Annotated in this window: 16 protein-coding genes; 1 reads left to right on the top strand and 15 read right to left on the bottom strand. The window is 68.8% G+C overall.

Annotated features, from left to right (window positions below):
- Positions 1-70 precede the first annotated feature (70 nt).
- The gene (gene mgtE / locus AC5P60_RS06560) at positions 71-1,441 is read right to left on the bottom strand and encodes a magnesium transporter (RefSeq protein WP_049403655.1); all 1,371 of its coding nucleotides are present in this window, start codon (positions 1,439-1,441) and stop codon (positions 71-73) included.
- A gap of 344 nt (positions 1,442-1,785) precedes the next feature.
- Between mgtE and AC5P60_RS06555 the strand changes: the two genes are divergently transcribed.
- The gene (locus AC5P60_RS06555) at positions 1,786-3,564 is read left to right on the top strand and encodes a monovalent cation:proton antiporter-2 (CPA2) family protein (RefSeq protein WP_005411591.1); all 1,779 of its coding nucleotides are present in this window, start codon (positions 1,786-1,788) and stop codon (positions 3,562-3,564) included.
- Positions 3,565-3,772: 208 nt separating this feature from the next.
- Here AC5P60_RS06555 and AC5P60_RS06550 read toward each other — a convergent pair whose 3' ends face one another.
- The 14 genes from AC5P60_RS06550 to AC5P60_RS06485 form a co-directional block, all read right to left on the bottom strand.
- The gene (locus AC5P60_RS06550; RefSeq protein ID WP_049403654.1) at positions 3,773-7,111 is read right to left on the bottom strand and encodes an ankyrin repeat domain-containing protein; all 3,339 of its coding nucleotides are present in this window, start codon (positions 7,109-7,111) and stop codon (positions 3,773-3,775) included.
- Entirely contained in the window at positions 7,104-7,364 is a 261-nt protein-coding gene (locus AC5P60_RS06545) for a YcgL domain-containing protein (RefSeq protein ID WP_049403653.1), read from the bottom strand. The genes AC5P60_RS06550 and AC5P60_RS06545 overlap by 8 nt, the downstream gene beginning before the upstream one ends.
- Before the next feature lie 160 nt (positions 7,365-7,524).
- A complete protein-coding gene (locus tag AC5P60_RS06540) occupies positions 7,525-7,965 on the bottom strand; it encodes a hypothetical protein (protein WP_005411594.1) in 441 nt (146 codons plus the stop codon).
- Between the two features lie 62 nt (positions 7,966-8,027).
- A complete protein-coding gene (locus AC5P60_RS06535) occupies positions 8,028-9,266 on the bottom strand; it encodes a beta-ketoacyl-ACP synthase (RefSeq protein WP_495201715.1) in 1,239 nt (412 codons plus the stop codon).
- Positions 9,266-9,997 carry a 3-ketoacyl-ACP reductase FabG2 gene (locus AC5P60_RS06530; RefSeq protein ID WP_088429563.1) on the bottom strand — a complete coding sequence of 244 codons (732 nt, stop codon included), beginning with the start codon at positions 9,995-9,997 and terminating at the stop codon, positions 9,266-9,268. The genes AC5P60_RS06535 and AC5P60_RS06530 overlap by 1 nt, the downstream gene beginning before the upstream one ends.
- Complete coding sequence (locus AC5P60_RS06525; RefSeq protein ID WP_099530911.1) at positions 9,994-10,449, bottom strand: hotdog family protein; 456 nt, start codon at positions 10,447-10,449, stop codon at positions 9,994-9,996. Before AC5P60_RS06525 ends, AC5P60_RS06530 begins: the two co-directional genes overlap by 4 nt.
- Complete coding sequence (locus AC5P60_RS06520) at positions 10,446-11,630, bottom strand: beta-ketoacyl-[acyl-carrier-protein] synthase family protein (RefSeq protein WP_005414864.1); 1,185 nt, start codon at positions 11,628-11,630, stop codon at positions 10,446-10,448. The genes AC5P60_RS06525 and AC5P60_RS06520 overlap by 4 nt, the downstream gene beginning before the upstream one ends.
- A complete protein-coding gene (locus AC5P60_RS06515) occupies positions 11,627-12,184 on the bottom strand; it encodes a DUF3261 domain-containing protein (protein ID WP_062605363.1) in 558 nt (185 codons plus the stop codon). The genes AC5P60_RS06520 and AC5P60_RS06515 overlap by 4 nt, the downstream gene beginning before the upstream one ends.
- Positions 12,172-13,422, bottom strand: a complete 1,251-nt coding sequence (locus AC5P60_RS06510) for an NAD(P)/FAD-dependent oxidoreductase (protein ID WP_495201714.1) — start codon at positions 13,420-13,422, stop codon at positions 12,172-12,174. Before AC5P60_RS06510 ends, AC5P60_RS06515 begins: the two co-directional genes overlap by 13 nt.
- 52 nt (positions 13,423-13,474) lie before the next feature.
- Positions 13,475-15,850 carry an MMPL family transporter gene (locus tag AC5P60_RS06505; RefSeq protein WP_164221850.1) on the bottom strand — a complete coding sequence of 792 codons (2,376 nt, stop codon included), beginning with the start codon at positions 15,848-15,850 and terminating at the stop codon, positions 13,475-13,477.
- The gene (locus AC5P60_RS06500) at positions 15,822-16,451 is read right to left on the bottom strand and encodes an outer membrane lipoprotein carrier protein LolA (RefSeq protein WP_033833815.1); all 630 of its coding nucleotides are present in this window, start codon (positions 16,449-16,451) and stop codon (positions 15,822-15,824) included. The genes AC5P60_RS06505 and AC5P60_RS06500 overlap by 29 nt, the downstream gene beginning before the upstream one ends.
- Complete coding sequence (locus AC5P60_RS06495) at positions 16,448-16,879, bottom strand: acyl-CoA thioesterase (protein WP_005411603.1); 432 nt, start codon at positions 16,877-16,879, stop codon at positions 16,448-16,450. Before AC5P60_RS06495 ends, AC5P60_RS06500 begins: the two co-directional genes overlap by 4 nt.
- Positions 16,866-18,416, bottom strand: a complete 1,551-nt coding sequence (locus AC5P60_RS06490) for an HAL/PAL/TAL family ammonia-lyase (protein WP_049417928.1) — start codon at positions 18,414-18,416, stop codon at positions 16,866-16,868. The genes AC5P60_RS06495 and AC5P60_RS06490 overlap by 14 nt, the downstream gene beginning before the upstream one ends.
- On the bottom strand, positions 18,406-19,347 hold the full coding sequence (locus AC5P60_RS06485; protein WP_005414871.1) for a lysophospholipid acyltransferase family protein: 942 nt from the start codon (positions 19,345-19,347) through the stop codon (positions 18,406-18,408). The genes AC5P60_RS06490 and AC5P60_RS06485 overlap by 11 nt, the downstream gene beginning before the upstream one ends.
- Position 19,348 lies beyond the last annotated feature (1 nt).

The raw sequence follows: 19,348 nt of genomic DNA, 5'->3' as shown, positions 1-19,348 counted from the left end.
CAAATTCCATGGCGATGGGGTCAGATCCCTTTCGCCAAGGAAGGGATCCGACCCCGTAACCGACCCCGGTTTACAACAGTGTGCCGTGCAGGATCATCGCGGCGATGCTGAAATAGATCACCAGTCCGGTCACGTCCACCAGCGTGGCCACGAACGGGGCCGAGGCACTGGCCGGGTCGAAGCCGAGCCGCTTCAGGATGAACGGCAGCATCGATCCGGACAGCGAGCCGAACGTGACGATGCCGACCAGCGCGGCGCCGATGGTGATCGCCAGCAGGATCCAGTGCTCGCCGTAGTCATGCAGGCCACCCAGCTGCCAGATGACGATGCGCACGATGGCCAGGCAGCCGAGGATCGCGCCCAGCACCATGCCGGTGGGCACTTCGCGCAGGGCCACCTTCCACCAGTCGCGCAGGCGCAGTTCGCGCAGCGCCAGGCTGCGGATCAGCAGCGAGGTGGCCTGTGAACCGGAGTTGCCGCCCGAACTCATGATGAGCGGAATGAACAGGGTCAGCACCACCGCGCGCGCCAGTTCGTCCTCATAGTGCTGCATCGCGCTGGCGGTCAGCATCTCGCCCAGGAACAGCACGCTCAGCCAGCCGGCGCGCTTGCGCAGCATCTCGAAGAAGCCGATCTGCATGTACGGCTTGTCCAGTGCTTCCATGCCGCCGAACTTGTGCGCGTCCTCGGTGGATTCCTCGATCAGCGCATCCAATACGTCATCGACGGTGACGATGCCGAGCATCTGCTGCTGCGCATCGACCACCGGGATCGCCAGCAGGTCGTGGCGACGGATCAGCCGTGCCACTTCTTCCTGGTCCATCAGTGCGTCCACCGTCACCGGTGGATTGACCTGGGCCACGTCCAGGATCGACTCCTCCGGCAGGCCGGTGATCAGCCGGCGCATGGTCACCACCTGCTGCAGCTGCTGGCTGTCCGGGTCCAGCACGTAGATCGCGTACACCGTTTCACGGGTGCGCTCGACCTGGCGGATGTGCTGCAGGGTCTGCGCCACGGTCCAGCTGGCGGGTACCGCCACGTACTCGGTGGTCATCAGCGCGCCGGCGGTGTTCGGCGGGTAGCTGAGCAGCTTCTGGATGGCCTGGCGGGCGTCGGTGCCCAGCAGCGGGATCAACCGGGCGCGTTCTTCCTCATCCAGCTCATGGACGATGTCGGTGGCGCGGTCGTCGGCCATCAAGCCGAGCAGGGCGGCAGCGCGCGCCGGCGGCAGCGCAGCCACCAGTTCGCCGCTGCGGTGCAGTTCCGGCGCTTCCAGCATTTTCACTGCACGCGGCAACGGCAGCGCAGCCAGCGTTTCCGCGGCGCGGGTCAATTCCAGCGTGTTGAGGAATTCCACCGCATCGGCGGTGTTGAAGTTCGCCAGCGGCGCGGCCAGTGCGGCGGCATCGGCCACCGGGCGCAGCAATTGCTTCTGGTTCATCGGGTTTGCCTTGTGGGGTGCGACCTCGCGCAACGCCAACGCAGGCAAACCGTCCCGATGTCAGGCGGTGGCCATCGCTGGCGTCGAACGAGGTCGACTTCTACTGTCGCTGGACATGGGTTGGGGACTCCGGGATGCGTGTGCCGACGGACGCGCCGCCAGCGGCGGGCAGTCTGGACCCGTGGACCATGCAGGTCAACCCGGTCCCGCCGCGGCAGCACCCTGCCCGCAGGTTGTTCTCGTGCGTACACAGGCCGGCGCGCATAATGGCGCGGTGGTGTTCGCCACGCTTTTCCCCCACCCGAACGGACGCACAGCGGCTCCCCCGATGACCAGGTATTCCCATGCATAGCGGTGGTCTGGAACTGGCGCTGGTGCTGCTGCTGGCGGCAGTCATCGCCGTGCCGGTGTTCAAGAAGTTCGGTTTCGGCGCGGTGCTGGGCTACCTGGCGGCCGGTGTGGTGCTGGGCCCGGACGGGCTGGGCTTCGTGCAGGACGCCGACCGCATCCTCGGCGCCGCCGAGATCGGCGTGGTGATGCTGCTGTTCGTGATCGGCCTGGAGCTGTCGCCGGCACGCCTGAAGGTGATGCGGCGCTCGGTGTTCGGCGCCGGTGCGGCACAGGTGGCGCTGTCCGGGCTGGTGCTGGGCGGCCTGCTGCTGCTCGACCATTTCCAGTGGAAAAGCGCACTGGTGGTGGGCGTGGCACTGGCGCTGTCGTCCACGGCGGTGGGCCTGCAGCTGCTGTCCGAGCACAAGGCGATCAACAGCGACCACGGCCGGTTGGGCTTTGCCATCCTGCTGTTCCAGGACCTGATCGCGATCCCGCTGCTGGCGGCCATCCCGCTGCTGGGCGGGGTCAAGAACGAGACCCTGCGCTGGGAAGATGCGGCCGTGGCGCTGGGTGCGCTGGCGGTGGTGATCCTGTGCGGACGACCGGTGCTGCGCAAGGTGTTCAGCATCATTGCGCGCACCCGCAGCCCGGAAGTATTCACTGCCACCGCCCTGCTGGTGGTGCTGGGCACCGCCTGGTTCATGCAGGAAGCCGGCCTCAGCCCCAGCCTCGGCGCGTTCCTGGCCGGCGTGCTGCTGTCCGATTCGGAGTTCCGGCATGAGCTGGAAGCGCAGATCGAGCCGTTCAAGGGGCTGCTGCTGGGCCTGTTCTTCATCGCGGTGGGCATGGGCATCGACCTGGACCGCATCGCCGCCGAGCCGTGGCTGATCGCCGCAGGTGTCGGCATCCTGCTGGTGGTCAAGTTCAGCCTGCTCTACGCGGTTGGACGTGTCGCCCGGCTCAGCTCGCGGCAATCGCTGCTGCTGGGCAGCGTCCTGTGGCTGGGCGGTGAGTTCGCCTTCGTGGTGTTCAACGAGGCACAGCGCGCGCACCTGCTGGGCAACGCCAACCACGACCGGCTGGTGGCGATCGTCGGCCTGTCGATGGCGATCACGCCGCTGTTGATGATCGCGCTGCTGAAACTGCTCGGCCAGGAGAAAGCCACTCCGCGCGAGCCGGCCGAGGCCGACAAGGTGGCGCCGGACAACCGGCCCAAGGTGCTGATCGCCGGCATGGGCCGCTTCGGCCAGGTGATCGCGCGCCTGCTGACCGCGCAGAAGGTGCCGTTCGTGGCGCTGGAGGCGAACCCGGATACCGTGGCCGACCTGCGCCGATTCGGTAACCAGCTGTATTACGGCGACCCGACCCGGCCGGAGATGCTGCGCGCGGCCGGGGGCGAGCACATCGATGTGTTCGTGATCACCGTGGATGACCCGGAAACCAACCTGCGCGCGGTGCGCATGGTGCGCCGGCTGTACCCGGACGCGACGGTGCTGGCGCGTGCACGCAACCGCCAGCATGCGTGGCGCCTGATGGACATGTCGGCCGAGCCGTTCCGCGAAGTGTTCGGCACCAGCCTGGAGATGAGCGGCCGCGTGCTGACCGCGCTGGGCGTGGCACCGGACGTGGCCGAGCGCCACGTGCAGCGCTTCCGCGAGCACGATGAGCAGCTGCTGCGCGACCAGTACCTGGTGTACGACGACGAGGCAGCGGTGATCCAGACCTCGCGCGACGCACGCAACGACCTGATGCATCTGTTCGAGGCCGACGCGGAAAGCGACGGCAAGTAGGCGTGCCGACCAACGGTCGGCACCCACCACGGATTGCAGTAGTGCCGGCCGCTGGCCGGCAATCTCGCGTCCCCGGGGTGTCATGAGGCTGCCGGCCAGCGGCCGGCACTACCCACTGCGGATTCCAGCAGTGGATCCACGCCATGCGTGGATGACGCGATGCCGGGGTCAGAGCCCTTTCCGTGGGAAAGGGATCCGACTCCGGTGCTCAACCGTTGTCGCGCAGGAACCGCGCCATCGACGAGACGCCCGGCACGCGCGGTTCGAACTCGCCGGCCACGTCGATGAAGCCACGCATCACCGCGATCTCGCGCGGGCTGCGGTTGAGGCTGTCGCGCGCCTCCGGATCGGCACCAGCGCGCAGCAGGCGCTGCACCAGCAGCGGCAGGCCGTGCAGGGCCGCGAGGTGCAGCGGTCCGAAGCCGCGCGGATCACGCACCTCAAGGCTCACGTCTTCGTCCAGCAGACGTTCCACCGCAGCCATCACCACCTGTTCGTCGCAGGCGGTGCCGGGCTCGGCGCGTGCGCCCAGCAGCAGCAGCAGCGGCGTGACCGAACCAGCCGCGGCCTGGTCCGGTTCGGCACCGGCCAGCAGCAGGGTGTCGAGCAGGGCGAGCAGGCGCGAGCGGTCGCGGGCACTGAAGCCATACAGCGCGGCACAGTGCAGTGGGCCCAGCTGCTGGGCATCACCGGCGTGCACGTCGGCACCGGCGGTGAGCAGGCGCGCAACGATGTCCGGCAGGCCCAGCGCGGACGCCAGCATCAGCACGGTCACGCCGCCCGGCAGGCGGTGTTCCAGCTTGGCGCCAGCGTCGAGCAGGGCCGAGACGATGTCCACCTGGCGCATGCTGACCGCCGCCGACAGCGGCGTGGCACCACTGGCCGCTGCGTGCTGCGGATCAGCGCCACGCGCCAGCAACAGGTCGGTCACCGCCAGATGGCCACCACCGGCGGCGCGCAGCAGCGCGGTGCAGCCCTGCGCATCAACCGCATCGACGGCGAAGCCCAGATCGATCAGGCGGCGCACCGCGTCGACGTCACCGGCCATTGCGGCGGCCGGCAGATCGGACTCGCGCAGGGTGCGGCGCGGCAACGGCCACACCCGCCAGTCCAGCCAGTCGGCCAGGTCGCGGCGACCAATCGACAGCGCCACGCCCAGCGGCGTCTGGCCATCGGCGGCGCGTGCTTCCGGCGAGGCACCGTGCTGCACCAGCAGCTTCAGCGCGCCTTCGCGGGCCAATGCGGTGGCCAGATGCAATGCCGTCATGCCATGGCTGTCGCGCGCTTCGCGATCGACGCCCGCCTTGAGCAGCGCCTGCTGCAGGCGCAGCCAGCCCAGGCGCACCGCCAGCGACAACGGCGGATCACCGGCCGGCGAAGCCGCGAACGGATCGGCGCCACGCTCCAGCAATTCCAGCGCCAGCTGTTCCAGGCCACGGGCGGCCTGGTCGTGCTGCGCACAGGCCGCCAGGAAGCGCGCCAGGCCACCGCGTCCGGCCGGTGACAAGCCACGCTGCAACATCACCTGCAACGCCGGCACTGCATCAATGCCGCGCGACAGCAACGCGAACATCGGCGTATCGGAACAGGCGTCACGCACATAGGGGTCGGCGCCGTGGCCCAGCAGCCAATCCACCGCGCGCGGCTCCAGCGCCAGCTCGGGGTCGAGCAGCAGACCGCCCAGTTCTTCCGGCTGGCACAGCTTGGCCAGCGCGGCCATGCCTTCGGTGTTGCCGAAGCCCAGCGCTTCGCGCAGCAGGGTCAGCGGCGGACGGTCCGGCAGCAGGCCGCTGGCACTGGCGGCTTCGCCACGCTCGGCCAGGCCGTCACTGACCGCGGCCGGCAACGGATAGGACGGATCCAGCAGGGCGACAATCGCCCAGCGCCCGGCTTCGGCAGCGTAGTCCACTGCACGGCGACCGACCGGATCGGTCGCGTCGGCGGCGATGCCCAGCTCCACCAGGCGCTTGACCAGCAACGGCGAGACATCCTCTGCCATCACCGCCAGCTGCACTGCGTTGCGCCCTTCGCCGTCGACGGCAACCAGGTCCGGCTTGTGCGGCAGCAAGTGTTCGACCACCGCGGCACGCCCGGCACGGGCGGCTTCCAGCCAGGGTGTACGCCCCAGTGCATCGCGTGCTTCCAGGTTGGCACCGGCGGCCAGCAGCACGCCGATGATTTCAACGTGGCCGGCCAGCGCCGCCTCGTGCAGCGCGCTGCGGCGCTGGCGATCACGCGCGTCGGCACGCGCCTTGTGCTTGAGCAGCAGCTGCACGCCAGCCGGATCGTCGTCTTCGGTGGCGGCGGCGGCCAGCAGCACCGGGGTGCCCTCTGCCGGTTCGCTGCGCGCACCGCGTTCGAGCAGGAAGCGGGCCAGGCGCCAGTTGCCGACCTGGCAGGCCACGGCCAGCGGCGACCAGCCCTCGTTGTTCAGCGCATCGACTTCGGCGGCGGCATCGCGCAGCAGCGCGGCCACGCCCGGGTCGGAACTGCGCGCGGCATGGTGCAGCGGGGTGTTGCCATCGCTGTCGGTGGCACGCGAATCGGCACCGTTGGCGAGCAGGGTCATCACGGCTTCGGGGCGGCCATGCCAGCTGTCGCGGGTGGCGGCCAGCAGCGGGGTCATGCCCCGGTGCGGCGCGTTCACGTCAACGCCGCGGGCAATCAGTTCGCGCAGCAGGCGCAGGTCCGGCAACACCGCCGCCAGCACCGCCAGGCTGCGCTGGTCGCGCCAGTTCGGGTCGGGCAGCGCATACGGATCGGCGCCGGCCTGCAGCAGCTGCAGGCCGCGGTCGATGCGGCCGTGGCGGGCGGCTTCATACAGGGCCGGGGTCAGCTCCTGCGGTGCCATCGCCTCCAGCGGCGCGGTCTCGGCCGCGGCAGCGAACATCGGTTCGTGTTCTGCGCTGGACGTCGCCATCGGGCTGGGTCGCAACGACACCAGCGGCGCCGGCGCGACCCGCTGCAGCAGCAGGTGCAGCACGGGAGACACCACCACCACGGCCAGCGCAGCGGGCCAGCGCGCGCTCTCCGGCAGCAGCCCCGGCCAGGCCGGCAGCACCACCAGCGCGGCCAGCGCGATCACCAGCGCCGCCACGCCGAGACCGCGCCAGGCGGTCAGGTCGCGACCGGCCAGCGCCTGCCAATGATGGGCCAGGCGGCCATCAAGCCGTTCGACATCGTTCCACAACGGCCAGGTGCGCCAGGCAGCGAGCAGGCCGGCACTGACCAGCACGCTCAGGCCCAGCACCGCCGCAAGGCTGCCGCTGTCACGCAGCGCCGCCAGCGGCCAGGCCAGCAGCAGCGCCAGCAGCAGCGGTGCGGCCGCCCACAGTGCCAGCAGCGCCGGCAGGTCCTGGCGTGCAACCACCTTCAGCGGCAGCAGCGCACGGCTGCGCCGCCACCACGATACGCCCAGCGCGAACGCCGGTTGCGCCAGGGCGGCGAGGATGGCACCGGCAACGCCGCCCACGGCAGCACCCAGTGCCAGCACGGCGCCCACGGCGAAGGCGATCGACAGGGCGCGCGGACGGGAGACGTCAGTCATAGTGGCGCGGCATCAGGCTGGCCACCGACGGCGGCACCTGCAGGTAGAACCCGCGCTCGCTCATGTCACTGCGAACCTTGTCCGGGTCGGCCTGGGCCAGGCGACGCTGGGCATCCAGGGTCACGTCCAGGACGAAGGTGAGCGCACCCAGCGAGGTGAGCAGCGGCGCAGGCAGCGCGCTGAAATCATCGCGTCGGGGAACGTAGACGTAGGTGTCAGGCTTGAGTTGGCTTTTATAGACGTAGGCGTGCATGTCCGCGGGACGATAACCCGGGAAGAGCCATGATTGTGTCGGAAAGCCGACACCGGGGAAAGCCGTCGACCGACGATGGCAGCGTGATCGACGGCGTTTCCCCGACGGGGTTCAGCAATGTGGCGGCGGCGTTCAGGCAACGCCGCTGCCCTGCGGTCGCTTACTTGACCTTGGCGTAGGTGCCCTTCAGCGCCACGCCAGCGAGGATCGTACCGGCATAGCATTCGTAGTTGGTGCTGCTCTTGAACTCGTTCTTCTTGTAGTAGCTGACGATGTCGACCACCGCGTTGGCTCCGCGTGACTTGGCGCCGTCCTGCAGCGCGCGCAGCGCCGACAGCGCGACCCAGCGGCAGGCCTCGGCATCGCTCTTGTTGGCGGCGTTGGTCTTCTTGTTGGTCACGTCCTCGCCCAGGCGCTGCTGCACGCTGACCGGCTGGCCGGCCAGGTAGAAGCGCACGCTGCCGTCGATGCCGGCGTCCCGGGCGGCCTGCGAGGTGACCAGCTCCTGCAGGGACTGCTCAACGCGGGTGTCGCGGGCGGAGGCGGTGGAGGTCAGGGCCAGCAGTGCAGTGGCCGTGGCGATCATCAGGGTGCGGCGCATCGGAACATCTCCTTGTCGGGGGTGCGGGTGGGTTGAGGAAAAAGGCGGGATGGGACGGTGGATCATTCGCTCCAGCGGCGGAACACCAGCGAGGTGTTGATGCCGCCGAAGGCGAAGTTGTTGCTCATCACGTACTCGGCCTGCAATTCGCGGCCCTGCCCGGTGATGAAGTCGAGCTGGCCGCAGCGCGGGTCAACCTCGGCCAGGTTCAGCGTGGGAGCGAACCAGCCGGCACGCATCATCTCGATGCTCAGCCAGGCCTCGAACGCACCACAGGCACCGAGCATGTGGCCGACGTAGCTCTTCAGCGAGCTGATCGGTACGCGGCTGCCGAACACCTGCGCGGTGGCCTGGGTCTCGGCGATGTCGCCGTGATCGGTGGCGGTGCCGTGGGCGTTGACGTAGTTGATCTGCGCCGCCTCCAGGCCCGCATCCTCCAGCGCCAGGCGCATGGCCTGGGCCATGGTGTCGGCGCTGGGCTGGGTGACGTGCTGGCCGTCGCTGTTGGTGCCGTAGCCGACCACCTCGGCAAGGATGGTGGCACCGCGCGCCTGCGCGTGCTCCAGGTCTTCCAGAATCAGCGTGCAGGCACCCTCGCCCAGCACCAGGCCATCGCGGCCGGCATCGAACGGGCGCGGCGTGGTCTGCGGCGCGTCGTTGCGCACGCTGGTGGCGAACAGGGTATCGAACACCGCCGCAGCGGTAGCGTCGAGCTGCTCGGCACCACCTGCGACCATCACCGTCTGCTTGCCGCTGCGGATCGCTTCATAGGCCGCGCCCACGCCCTGGCTGCCCGAGGTGCAGGCGCTGGAGGTGGTGTAGACACGCCCGGACAGGCCGAAGAACACGCCGATGTTGACCGGCGCGGTATGGCTCATCATCTTCAGGTAGGTGGTGGCGCTGATGCCTTCGGTGGTGAACTCGTTGAGCATGCGCCCGAACTCGCCGGTGGCTTCGTGGCTGCCCGACGAGGAACCATAGGCCACGCCGGTGCGACCGCTGCGCAGCACCGGGTGCTCGTGCAGGCCAGCTTCGCGCAGCGCCACTTCGGTGGCACGCACCGACATGATCGCGACCTTGGCCATGGAGCGGGTGGTCTTGCGGTTGTAGTTCGGCGGCAGCGCGAAGTCCTGCGCCGGCGCAGCCAGCTTGGTGTTCAGCCCGGCATAGACATCCCACTCGGGCATCGCGCGCACCGCGTTGCGGCAGCTGCGCAGGTGCGCCTCGATGGTCGGCCAGTCATGGCCGAGCGGACTGATCGCGGACGCACCGGTCACCACGACGCGACGATCGGTGGCCATCAGAGCATGCCCCCGTTCACCGAGATCACCTGGCGGGTGATGTAGCCGGCCGATTCGGACAGCAGGAACGCCACCGTGGCCGCCACTTCGTCGGGACGGCCGACGCGGCCGGCGGGAATCAGCTTGAGCGCGTGTTCGATCACTTCATCGTTGAGCATTTCGGTCTCGATCAGGCCCGGGGCCACGCAGTTGACGGTGATCTGGCGGCTGGCCAGTTCCAGCGCCAGGGCCTTGGTGGCACCGATGATGCCGGCCTTGGCGGCACTGTAATTGACCTGCCCGCGGTTGCCGGCCAGTCCGGACACCGACGACAGGGTGACGATGCGGCCCGGCTTGCGCCGCCGCACCATCGGCATGATCAGCGGATGCAGCACGTTGTAGAAGCCATCCAGGTTGGTGTGGATGACCTGGTCCCAGTCTTCCGAAGAGAGCGCCGGGAAGGCGCCGTCGCGGGCGATGCCGGCATTGCAGACCACGCCGTAGTACGCGCCGTGCGCTTCGACATCGGCCTCCAGCGCGGCGCGAGCGGCCTCGCGGTCGGCCACGTCGAACATCAGTACGCGGGCCTGCTGGCCCAACGCGTGGATCTCGGCCACCACGGCCTGTGCCTCATCCAGGCGGCTGCGGCAATGCACCACCACGTCGAAGCCATCGCGCGCGATGCGCAGCGCGATGGCCCGGCCGATGCCCCGGCTGGCGCCGGTCACCAGCACGCTTCGATTCCCTGTCATGCCTGTCCACTCTCCAGATAGGCCATCGCATCGGCCGGTTCGAACACCGACACGTTGGCTGTCGCCCATTCGTCCTCGCCCGCCAGGATGCGGCAGGCGAACATCCCCAATCCATTGTCACCCAACAGCTCGCAGCGCGCCTGTACGCGCAGCCGCGAGCCGCTGGGGAAGCTGCAGCGCGCGCTGTTGTAGCGGCGGCTGCCGAGCAGGAAGCCCAGCTGCGGTGGCTTGCCCGCTGCACGCGCACGGCAGCCGGCCCAGGCCGCGATGGCCTGTGCCATGTATTCGATACCCACCCAGGCCGGCACTTCGTGGTTTTCCACGAACAGGCCGGCCTCGGGCACCACCAGTTCCGCCTCGATGGTGTTCTGGTCCCAGTGCGTGATGCGCTCCAGCAGGCACATGTCCTGGCGGTGCGGTACCACCTCTTCAATTGCATACAGCATGTTCATCGACGCTCCAGCGCCAGCACGGCATTGCTGCCGCCGAAGGCGAACGAATTGCTCAGCACCCGCCGCGGTGCCTGCGCCAGGCGGGTAGCTGGTGCGACCAGCGGCAGTGCCGGCAGCGCGGGGTCTGCCACGCCGTCCCACCAGTGCGGTGGCAGCTGCTGCTGCGGGTTCTCGGCCAGCACGATCCAGCACAATGCAGCTTCGATCGCGCCTGACGCACCCAGCGTATGGCCGGTCAGGGGCTTGGTCGAACTGGCCCGAATGCCGTTGCCCAGCACCTGCGAAACCGCCAGGCTTTCCATCGCATCGTTGTGCCCGGTGGCGGTGCCATGCAGGTTCACGTAGTCCACTTCATCGGCCGCCCAGCCGGCGCGCTGCAGCGCCTGCTGCAGGGCATCGATGGCACCCAGGCCCTGCGGATCGGGAGCGGACATATGGTGAGCGTCGGCCGATTCGCCCCATCCGGCCAGGCACACCGGACCCGGCTCGCGGGTGAGCAGGAACAGCGCGGCGCCCTCGCCGATGTTGATACCGGAGCGGTGCTGCGAGAACGGATTGCAGCGCAGGGCCGACACCGATTCCAGCGCGCTGAAGCCGGCCACGGTGAAGCGGCACAGCGAATCCGCGCCGCCTGCGATCACGGCGTCGACGATACCGGCTCGCAGCATGCGTGCAGCCGACATCAGCGCCTTGGCACTGGACGAGCAGGCGGTGGACAGGGTCCACGCGGGCCCTTGAGCGCCGCTGCGCTGGCGCACGAACTGCGCGGCAGTACCCATTTCCTGCTGGGCGTAATCGAAGCCCTGCGGCCACTGGCCCTGTTCGGCGTGGGTGCGCAGGGCCTGCTCGGATTCACCGATGCCCGAGGTGCTGGTGCCCAGCACCACCGCCACGCGCTCGGCGCCATGGCGGGTGATCGCGGCGGCCACCGCCGGAGCGATCTGCGCCAGTGCCACGTCCAGCAGGGCGTTGTTGCGCCCGCGCAGGGCCACCGGCAGTTCCTCCAGCGCCGGCAGTGGCGTGCGTACTTCTCCCAGCGCCAGGGTGCGTCCCGGCAACAGGCTGTCGTTGTCACTGAGCCCGCCCGGCACGTCGGCGAACATCGCCGACGCGACAGCGGCGCGGCCATCGCCGAGCGCGCAGACCACGCCCAGGTCGTTCAGGTAGATCGGTGCACTCATCGGTCCTGTCCGGCCATGTCGATCGATTCGATGCGCAGCGCATAGCCTTCGGCACGGTTGTCCAGCTGCACGCTGCCATCGTCCAGGCGCTGCAGTTGCAGCCACACCGTGCCATCGCGCGACAGGCTGCGCTGCTGGCCGTCGTCGCTGACCTGCCAGTTGGACGGCAGCGCGGCGGCGATGGCCGCGGTCGGCCAGAGCGCGAACTGCAGGTCATCCAGCACACGCTCGGCACGTACCTGCGGCGGCAGCCACGGCGCGCGCTGCTGGGTCAGCTGCTGGCCGTCCCACTGCAGGCGCACGCCGGTCTGGCCCATCGCCTGCACCGCCAGCTGCACCTGCTGCGCGTCGGCCTCCAGCAGCGCGTCGAGGTCGCGCTCATGGCTGCCGAAGCGGAAATGCAGCTGCTGTTGCAGGGCCAGCGGCGCCGGCAGGCTGGCCGGCGACAGCCGCAGCGGCGGCAGCTCCACCTGGGGCTTGGGCATGCGCCCGGCACAGGCGGCCAGCAGCAGGCACAGCAGCAGGGCCGCAGTACGGAAGATCAGGCGCTGCACAATTCCTCCAGCACGCGCATGCGGCGACCACTTTCATCGGCCACATACGGATTCTTGGTGTCCCAGGCGTAACCGGCCAGGATGGAGCTGATCATGTCGCGCACTTCGGGTTGCTGCTGCGGGTGGTAGATGATCTTCTGGAAGCCGCCCTGGTACCAGCTTTCCACGAAGCGGCGGAAGGTCTTCACGCCGGCGCGCAGCGGGATCGAGAATTCAGCTTCCCAGTCGACGGTTTGGCCGGCATAACGGCGCTTGAGGCACTCGCTGGCCAGCTGCGCGGACTTGAAGGCAATGGTCACACCGGACGAGAACACCGGGTCGAGGAACTCGCCGGCGTTGCCCAGCAACGCGTAGCCGGGGCCCCACAGCGAGCTGACATTGGCCGAGTAACCCGTGATGCGGCGCACCGGCAGCACCGCCCATTCGGCATTGGCCAGCAGGCGGGTCAGGTTGGGGTCCTCACCGACGATGGCCTGCAGCTTCTGCAGGTCGTCGCCTTCGTAGCGCTCGAAGAACGACGGCTCGGCGACCACGCCCAGCGAGCAGCAACCGTTGGAGAGTGGAATCGTCCAGTACCAGACGTCGATGTGTTCGGGATGGGTGGTGATCAGGATCTTGTTGCGGTCGAAGTCGGCTTCGGCCGGAATGTTGTCGCGCACGTGGCAGAAGATCGCGCCGCGCACCGGGAAATTGGATGGCGATTCCAGCTGCAGCAGGCGCGGCAGCAGGCGCGCGAAGCCCGATGCGTCGAGGATGAAATCGGCCTCGATGCGGTATTCGCTGCCATCCGGGCGGCGCACGTTCACCGCAGGCTGTTCACCGGGTTCGACCGACAGCACTTCATCACCGAAACGCAGCGTGGTTCCCATGCGCTCGGCGCCGCGTGCCAACACGTTGTCGAAGTCGGCGCGCTGCACCTGGTAGGTGGTACCCCAGCCCGGCGAGAACTTCTTCCGGAAGTCGAAGGCAGTACGCGCTTCACCGTGCACGAAGGCCGCGCCGTTCTTGTACTGGAAACCGGCCTCGACCACATCCTGCAGCAGCCCGGCTGCTTCGATGTACTCCATGCTCTGTGGCAGCAGGCTTTCGCCGATGGAGAAGCGCGGGAACTGCTGGCGCTCCAGCATCAGCACCTGTCGGCCCTGCTGGCGCAGCATCGCCGCGGCCACGGAGCCGGCCGGGCCTGCGCCGATGATCAGGATTTCAGTGCGTTCGACAGCATCCACAGCAGTACTCATCGGGGCGTCCTTGTTGCTCGATCAGGGGAAGGAAGAAAAGCGGAAGGCGGACTCAGGCCGGCGGCAGGTCATGCGGTGGCGGCCGGAACAGTGGCGAGATCAGCCAGACCAGGCCGATGCCGAACAGCAGGGTCAGGCCGAACGCGCGCAGCGCCGGGGTCTGCGACAGGCCCAGCAGGCCGAACGACAGCCAGGTGCTGGCCGCACCCACGCAGACCGCCAGCCATGCGCTGGCATCGCCACGGTGTTCGATCAGGAAGATGCCGTAGTCGATGCCCATGCCCAGCAGCAGCATCAGCGCCAGCACGTTGAACAGCTGCAGCGGCTGGCCGAACAGGCCCAGCAGGCCCAGGGTCAGTGCGCCGGCAATCAGGGTGGGGGCAAATACGCGCCAGGCCTGGCGGCGGTAGCGCAGCCACAGCGCACCGAACACCAGTGCGATGCCGACCAGCAGCAGCCCGCCCATCAGCTTGCGGTAGTGGCCCAGCAGCTTGGAGAAATCGGAGGTGCGGTCTACCCAGCGCACGCCGGGCAGGCCTTCGGCAGCACCCTGCAGCGTGGCCAGGGCATCGGCGCGCGACAGGTCATCGACCATCACCACGCTGATCATCTGCCCACCGACTTCACCCACCCACAGGTGGCGGAACGGCTGCGAGGCCGGCGAGGCCAGGAAGGCTTCGGCGGTGAGCGGCGCGGCGGCGAACTGCGGTCGCTGCAGCGGTTCGCCCACCGCCTCGGACACGGCCGACAGCACGCTGGGTTCCACCTTCGCGGTCAGCGCGGCATCGGCCTGCTGGCGCGCCGGCGACGGCAGCCAATCGCTGATCGCGCGATAGCCGCCAATGCGCTTGTCGGTGGCCAATACACGCAGGCGCTCGGTCAGTGCTTCCTCGCGCTGCAGCAGCTGCGCGGCATCGACACCCTGCACCAGGTAGAACTGTGCCGGGCTGGGCATGCCCAGCAACTGGCTCAGGCGGATCTGCTGCGCCATCAACGCCGGCGGTGACGACTGCAGGCTGCGCAGGTCGTCGTTGCTCTGCAGGCGCACGATGCCGATGGCAGACAGTGCCAGCGCGACCACCACGAAGACCGTCACCGCGCGGCGGCCATGCAGCCGCGGGAAACGCTCCAGCGTATTGCCCAGCCACTGCGAGAAGCGGGTCTGGCGGATCTCGCCACCGTCGAGCCACGGGAACCAGAAGATCACCGTGAGGAAAGCTGCGGCCAGGCCCACCACCGAGAACAGTGCCATCTGGCGCAGGCCGGGGAACGGGGCCAGGCCCAATGCCAGGTAGGCCAGCGCACTGGTCAGCAGGGCCAGCCACAGGCCGGGCAGCAGATGCCGCAGCAGTTTCCAGCGACGATCGGCCGGTTCGGCCTGGCGCGAGGCGAACCAGTGAATGCCGTAATCCTCGGCCACACCCACCAGCGACGCACCAAACACCAGGGTCAGCACATGCACCTTGCCGAACACCAGCACGGTCACCGCCAGCGCCACGCCACAGCCGATCAGCAGCGAGGCGGCCACCAGCAGGATCGGGCGCAGCGAGCGGAATGCCAGCCACACCAGCAGCAGCACCGCCGCCAGCGACCCCCAACCGATGGTGTTGATCTCCTGGTTGGCCTGCACCGCGGCGGCCTCGGCATGCAGCGGCACGCCGGCATGCAGGATTTCAAGCTCAGGCGCCGCCGCCGTGGCGGCCTGCCCGGCACGTTCCAGCAGGCCATCGAGGTGGCGCTCGCCATCCAGCTGGAACGCCGAGCCGGGCGTATCGAACTGCAGCACGGCCCAATGCCTGCCCTCGGCTTCAAGCAGGCCGTCATCGCCCAACCGCAGGCCCGAACCCTGCGCCTGCTGCTGCCACCACTGCGGCCACAGCGACAACGGATCCTGGCGCCATTCAGTCAATCGCGGCGCACCCATCGGGCCATACAGCGCAGCCAGCGCCTGCTCGGCCAACACGCCCGGTTCGCTGCCCAGCAACTGCTCGCGCTGGGCCGGTGTCAGCAGGCGGTCGCGGTACGGCGCGTAGAACGCGCGCGCCTCGTCAAACCAGCCTTCGATCGAACCGCTGGGTACCAGCAAGGCATGGTCGGCATCCTTGGCCATGGCCGCCGCAAAGGCCGCCTGCGCGCGCTTGGCAGCCGCGCTGTCCTTGCTGCCGAGCAGCACCACGACCTGCCGCGAACTGCCATCGGCAATGCGCCGGGTGACGTCGCTCAACAGGCGGTCGTGCGCATCCTGCGGCAGCAGGGCGAGGATGTCGGTGTCGATCCGCGATTGCTGGCTCCACAGCTGCCACTGCTGTGCGCCCAGCGCCAGCAGCACCAGCAGCCAGGCAATGCCCAGCCAGTGCCACCAACGCCGCAACCGGTCCGGTGCGTTCGATGCCACGGCCTCACTCAAAGCGGCGGGCCTCGTCGGCATTGAGCGTGGCCGGCGCCTCGCTCAACGCGCTGAACTGGATCTGCGTGCGGTCCTTGTTGGCCTCGACGATCTCGACCTGGCGCACGTAGCGGTCGCCCTGCAGGGTCAGCGATTCGAAGGCCTTGGCCAGCATCGCCGACTTCGGCGTCAGGCGCAGCCGCCAGCCCTGCCCTTCACGGCTGGCCGCCACGTTGAACTGGCTGGACAGTGCCTGCACGTCGCCACTCATCAACGCGAACATGATCGCATTCACCGAACGCATCGCCGGCTGCTGCCGCGCGTCCAGTTCGACGCGGGTGCTGCCATCACGCTGCCGGCTGAGGATGCGATCGGCGGTGACCACTACTTCCGAGGGGAACGGCTTGAGCGTGGTCCAGATCACGCCGTGCTGGCGCGCGACCACGAACCGGCCCTGCGAGCGCAGCGGGTTCCTGAAGCCACTCACCTGCTTTTCCTGGCTGAACTGGCCACGCAGCACATCCGGCCGCGCCACCGCCTGGGTAATCGCATCGATGGCGGGGTCGGCCGCCTGCACCAGTGGTGCGGCCACCAGCAGCAGCGCGCACAGCAGCGCACGCGCGAAACGGTTCGCTCGGTTCATGGCGCCGGCACTCCCAGGCGTTCCCACAGTACCGGCGGGCACTGGTACAGCATTTCCTTGCTGGCCGCGTCCACCGCGACCTGGATGGTCATCGCCCGGGTCAGCACCTGGCCGCTTTCCGCATCGAGGATTTCGTACTCGATCTTCAGCCGGTTCTCCCATTCCACGATGCGCGCGACCACGCGCAGCGCCTGGTTGAACAGCAGCGGGCGCACGTACTTCACCCGCGCATCGACAACCGGCCACAGGTAGCCCGATTCAAGCATCTGCGGGTAGTCGTAGTCGTAGCGACCGAGCAGCGCGCAGCGCGCGATCTCGAAGTACTTGAAGTAGTTGCCATGCCAGACCACGTTCATCGGATCGCAGTCATGGAAGGCGGGGGTCAACGCAATCTCGCCAACCCGTTCAATGGCCTCATTCACCGGCATACAGCTCCCAACGTTGCGCGCGGATCTCCACCAGCAGTTCCCGCAGTTCGCGATCCAGCGCGCGGTCTTCCTCGACCAGGGCGATGCGTTGCCCCAGGTCGGCGTACATGTCGGCCAGACTGCCATGCAGCTGCGCATTCAGGCCAACCCGTTCACGCAGGGCCAGGCCCTGGCGCGCGGCGATCAGCATTGCCGCCACCACCTGTTCGGTCAGCTCGATCACGCGCAGGCAGTCGCGCGCGGCGATGGTGCCCATGCTGACCTTGTCCTGGTTGTGGCATTCGGTGGAACGCGAGAACACGCTGGCCGGCATGGTCTGCTTCAGCGCTTCGGCAGTCCAGGCCGACACGCTGATCTGCAGTGCCTTCAGGCCATGGTTGATGGCCGCGCGCGGACCGGTGGCCGCCGACAGGTTGGCCGGCAGGCCATGGTTGTAACGGGCGTCCACCACCAGCGCCAGCTGCCGGTCGAGCAGATCGGCAACGTTGGCCACGGTGTTCTTCAGGGTGTCCATCGCCAGCGCGATGTGGCCCCCGTAGAAGTGGCCGCCATGCAGGATGCGCTCGCCGTCGGCGTCGATCAGCGGGTTGTCGTTGGCGCTGTTCAGTTCGGTCTCGATCAGCTGGCGCAGGAACGGCAGGCTGTCCTCCAGCACGCCGATCACATGCGGTGCGCAGCGCAGCGAGTAGCGATCCTGCAGGCGCTGTTCATTGCGCGGCGGGCGCTCGCTGTGCAGGTCGCTGCGCAGGCGCGCGGCGATGCGGCCCTGGCCCGGGTGCGGCTTGGCTGCGAACAGGGTTTCGTCGAAGTGGTGCGCGTTGCCGTCGCTGGCCAGCACGTTGAACGCGGTCAGGCGCGTAGCCATGCGTGCCAGGTAGTCGGCGCGCTGCCAGGCCAGGCAGGCCAGGCCGGTCATCACCGCGGTGCCGTTCATGATCGCCAGGCCTTCCTTCGGCCGCAGCTTCAGCGGGGTCATGCCGATCTTCGCCAGCACGTCCGCCGCCGGCTGCACGCGGCCGTCGTGCAGCACCTCGCGCTCGCCGCACAGCACCGCCGCCACGTAGGACAGCGGCGTCAGGTCGCCACTGGCACCGACCGAGCCTTCGGCCGGAATCATCGGCAGCACGTCGTGCCGCAGCAGCGTGGCCAGGCCTTCCAGCAACGGCAGGCTTACACCGGACATGCCGCGCACCAGAGAGGCCAGGCGCGCCGCCAGCACCGCCCGGGTCTCGACCGGGTCCAGGTAACGGCCCAGGCCGCAGCCATGGTAGGTGTACAGGTGGTGCGGCAGTTCAGCCACCAGTGCCGGTGGGATGTTCACCGTGCACGAATCGCCATAGCCGGTGGTCACACCGTAGATCACGCCATCCTCGCGCAGCAGGCGGTCGAGGAAGTCGGCACCACGCTGGATGTGGGCGCGGAACGCCGGCGCGTCGCTCAGTGCGGCCTCGCACTGGCGCTGGGCCAGGGCAACCACGTCTTCGATGGTCAACGGTGCATCGCCAAAGCGGCACGCGGGTACGGCGTCAGTCGTCATGCGGAGCCTGATCCCAGAAGGGGAAGAAATTGAACCAGTCCAACGGGGACTGGATGACCTGGAGTTCCAGCCAGCGCGCGAAGCGCTGTGCCTGTTCGGCCAGTGCCGCATCGCGTGAGCCGCGCGGCAGCACGATGCGTTCGGCGAACTGTTCGAATGCCACGCGGTAGCCCTCGCCCTGGTGCAGGCAGGCCATGGTGTAGACCGGGCAGCCCAGTGCGGCGGCGAGCACATAGGCGCCGATCGGGAACGGGGCGCGGTGGCCAAGGAAATCGGCGGTGACGCTGCGTCCGCCCTGCACCGGCGTGCGGTCGCCGACGATGGCGACGAAGCCCCCCGCCGCGACGCGCTCGGCCAGCATCACTGCCGTGGCCGGGCCCATTTCGGTTACCTGCACCAGTTCCACCGCCGCCAGCGGGTCCAGCCGTTGCAGCAGGCGGTTGAAGCGCTGCGCATGCGCGGTGTGCACCAGCACGGTGATGCGGAACCCCGGCACCTGTTCGGCCAGCACCTGGCACAGTTCCAGGCAGCCGATGTGCGCGGTCAGGATCAGCCCGCCTTCGCGGCGCGCTATCTTCTGCAGTACCAGGTCGCGATGCAGGTGGATGCGTTCGGCGGGGTAGCGCCCGCCGAGGCCGAGGATCTTGTCCAGCATCGTGTCGGCGAAGGCGAAGAAATGGCGCAGGCTGTCGCGCCGGGTCGGCGCACGGCCGAGCACGCCGCTGTGTGCCTGCAGGCGCTGCAGGTACTGCATCGAGGCCTGGCGGCCGACGCGGTTGCCCAACCAATGGCAGGCCACCACCGGCCACACGCACAGGCGGAATGGCCAGCGCCCGAACCAGCGGTGCACCCAGCACAGGAACAACACGCCGGCCACCGACGTCGATTCGCCGATGTCGGCCCAGTGCGGAGCGCCCTGCGCGGCCGCCATC

The organism is Stenotrophomonas sp. YJH_SMC_120, assembly GCF_059368675.1.
The sequence above is the reverse complement of the archived record's forward strand: the minus strand, read 5'-3'. Positions and strand labels throughout refer to the sequence as shown.

Bases quoted from the DNA above. Each gene is read 5' to 3' on its own strand.
- AC5P60_RS06510 (WP_495201714.1), bottom strand. From the start codon at position 13,422: ATGAGTACTGCTGTGGATGCTGTCGAACGCACTGAAATCCTGATCATC.
- AC5P60_RS06505 (WP_164221850.1), bottom strand. From the start codon at position 15,850: ATGCCGACGAGGCCCGCCGCTTTGAGTGAGGCCGTGGCATCGAACGCA.
- AC5P60_RS06555 (WP_005411591.1), top strand. From the start codon at position 1,786: ATGCATAGCGGTGGTCTGGAACTGGCGCTGGTGCTGCTGCTGGCGGCA.
- mgtE (WP_049403655.1), bottom strand. From the start codon at position 1,441: ATGAACCAGAAGCAATTGCTGCGCCCGGTGGCCGATGCCGCCGCACTG.
- AC5P60_RS06485 (WP_005414871.1), bottom strand. From the start codon at position 19,347: ATGGCGGCCGCGCAGGGCGCTCCGCACTGGGCCGACATCGGCGAATCG.
- AC5P60_RS06540 (WP_005411594.1), bottom strand. From the start codon at position 7,965: ATGCGCCGCACCCTGATGATCGCCACGGCCACTGCACTGCTGGCCCTG.
- AC5P60_RS06520 (WP_005414864.1), bottom strand. From the start codon at position 11,630: ATGAGTGCACCGATCTACCTGAACGACCTGGGCGTGGTCTGCGCGCTC.
- AC5P60_RS06530 (WP_088429563.1), bottom strand. From the start codon at position 9,997: ATGACAGGGAATCGAAGCGTGCTGGTGACCGGCGCCAGCCGGGGCATC.
- AC5P60_RS06500 (WP_033833815.1), bottom strand. From the start codon at position 16,451: ATGAACCGAGCGAACCGTTTCGCGCGTGCGCTGCTGTGCGCGCTGCTG.
- AC5P60_RS06495 (WP_005411603.1), bottom strand. From the start codon at position 16,879: ATGCCGGTGAATGAGGCCATTGAACGGGTTGGCGAGATTGCGTTGACC.
- AC5P60_RS06525 (WP_099530911.1), bottom strand. From the start codon at position 10,449: ATGAACATGCTGTATGCAATTGAAGAGGTGGTACCGCACCGCCAGGAC.
- AC5P60_RS06535 (WP_495201715.1), bottom strand. From the start codon at position 9,266: ATGGCCACCGATCGTCGCGTCGTGGTGACCGGTGCGTCCGCGATCAGT.
- AC5P60_RS06545 (WP_049403653.1), bottom strand. From the start codon at position 7,364: ATGCACGCCTACGTCTATAAAAGCCAACTCAAGCCTGACACCTACGTC.
- AC5P60_RS06490 (WP_049417928.1), bottom strand. From the start codon at position 18,416: ATGACGACTGACGCCGTACCCGCGTGCCGCTTTGGCGATGCACCGTTG.
- AC5P60_RS06550 (WP_049403654.1), bottom strand. From the start codon at position 7,111: ATGACTGACGTCTCCCGTCCGCGCGCCCTGTCGATCGCCTTCGCCGTG.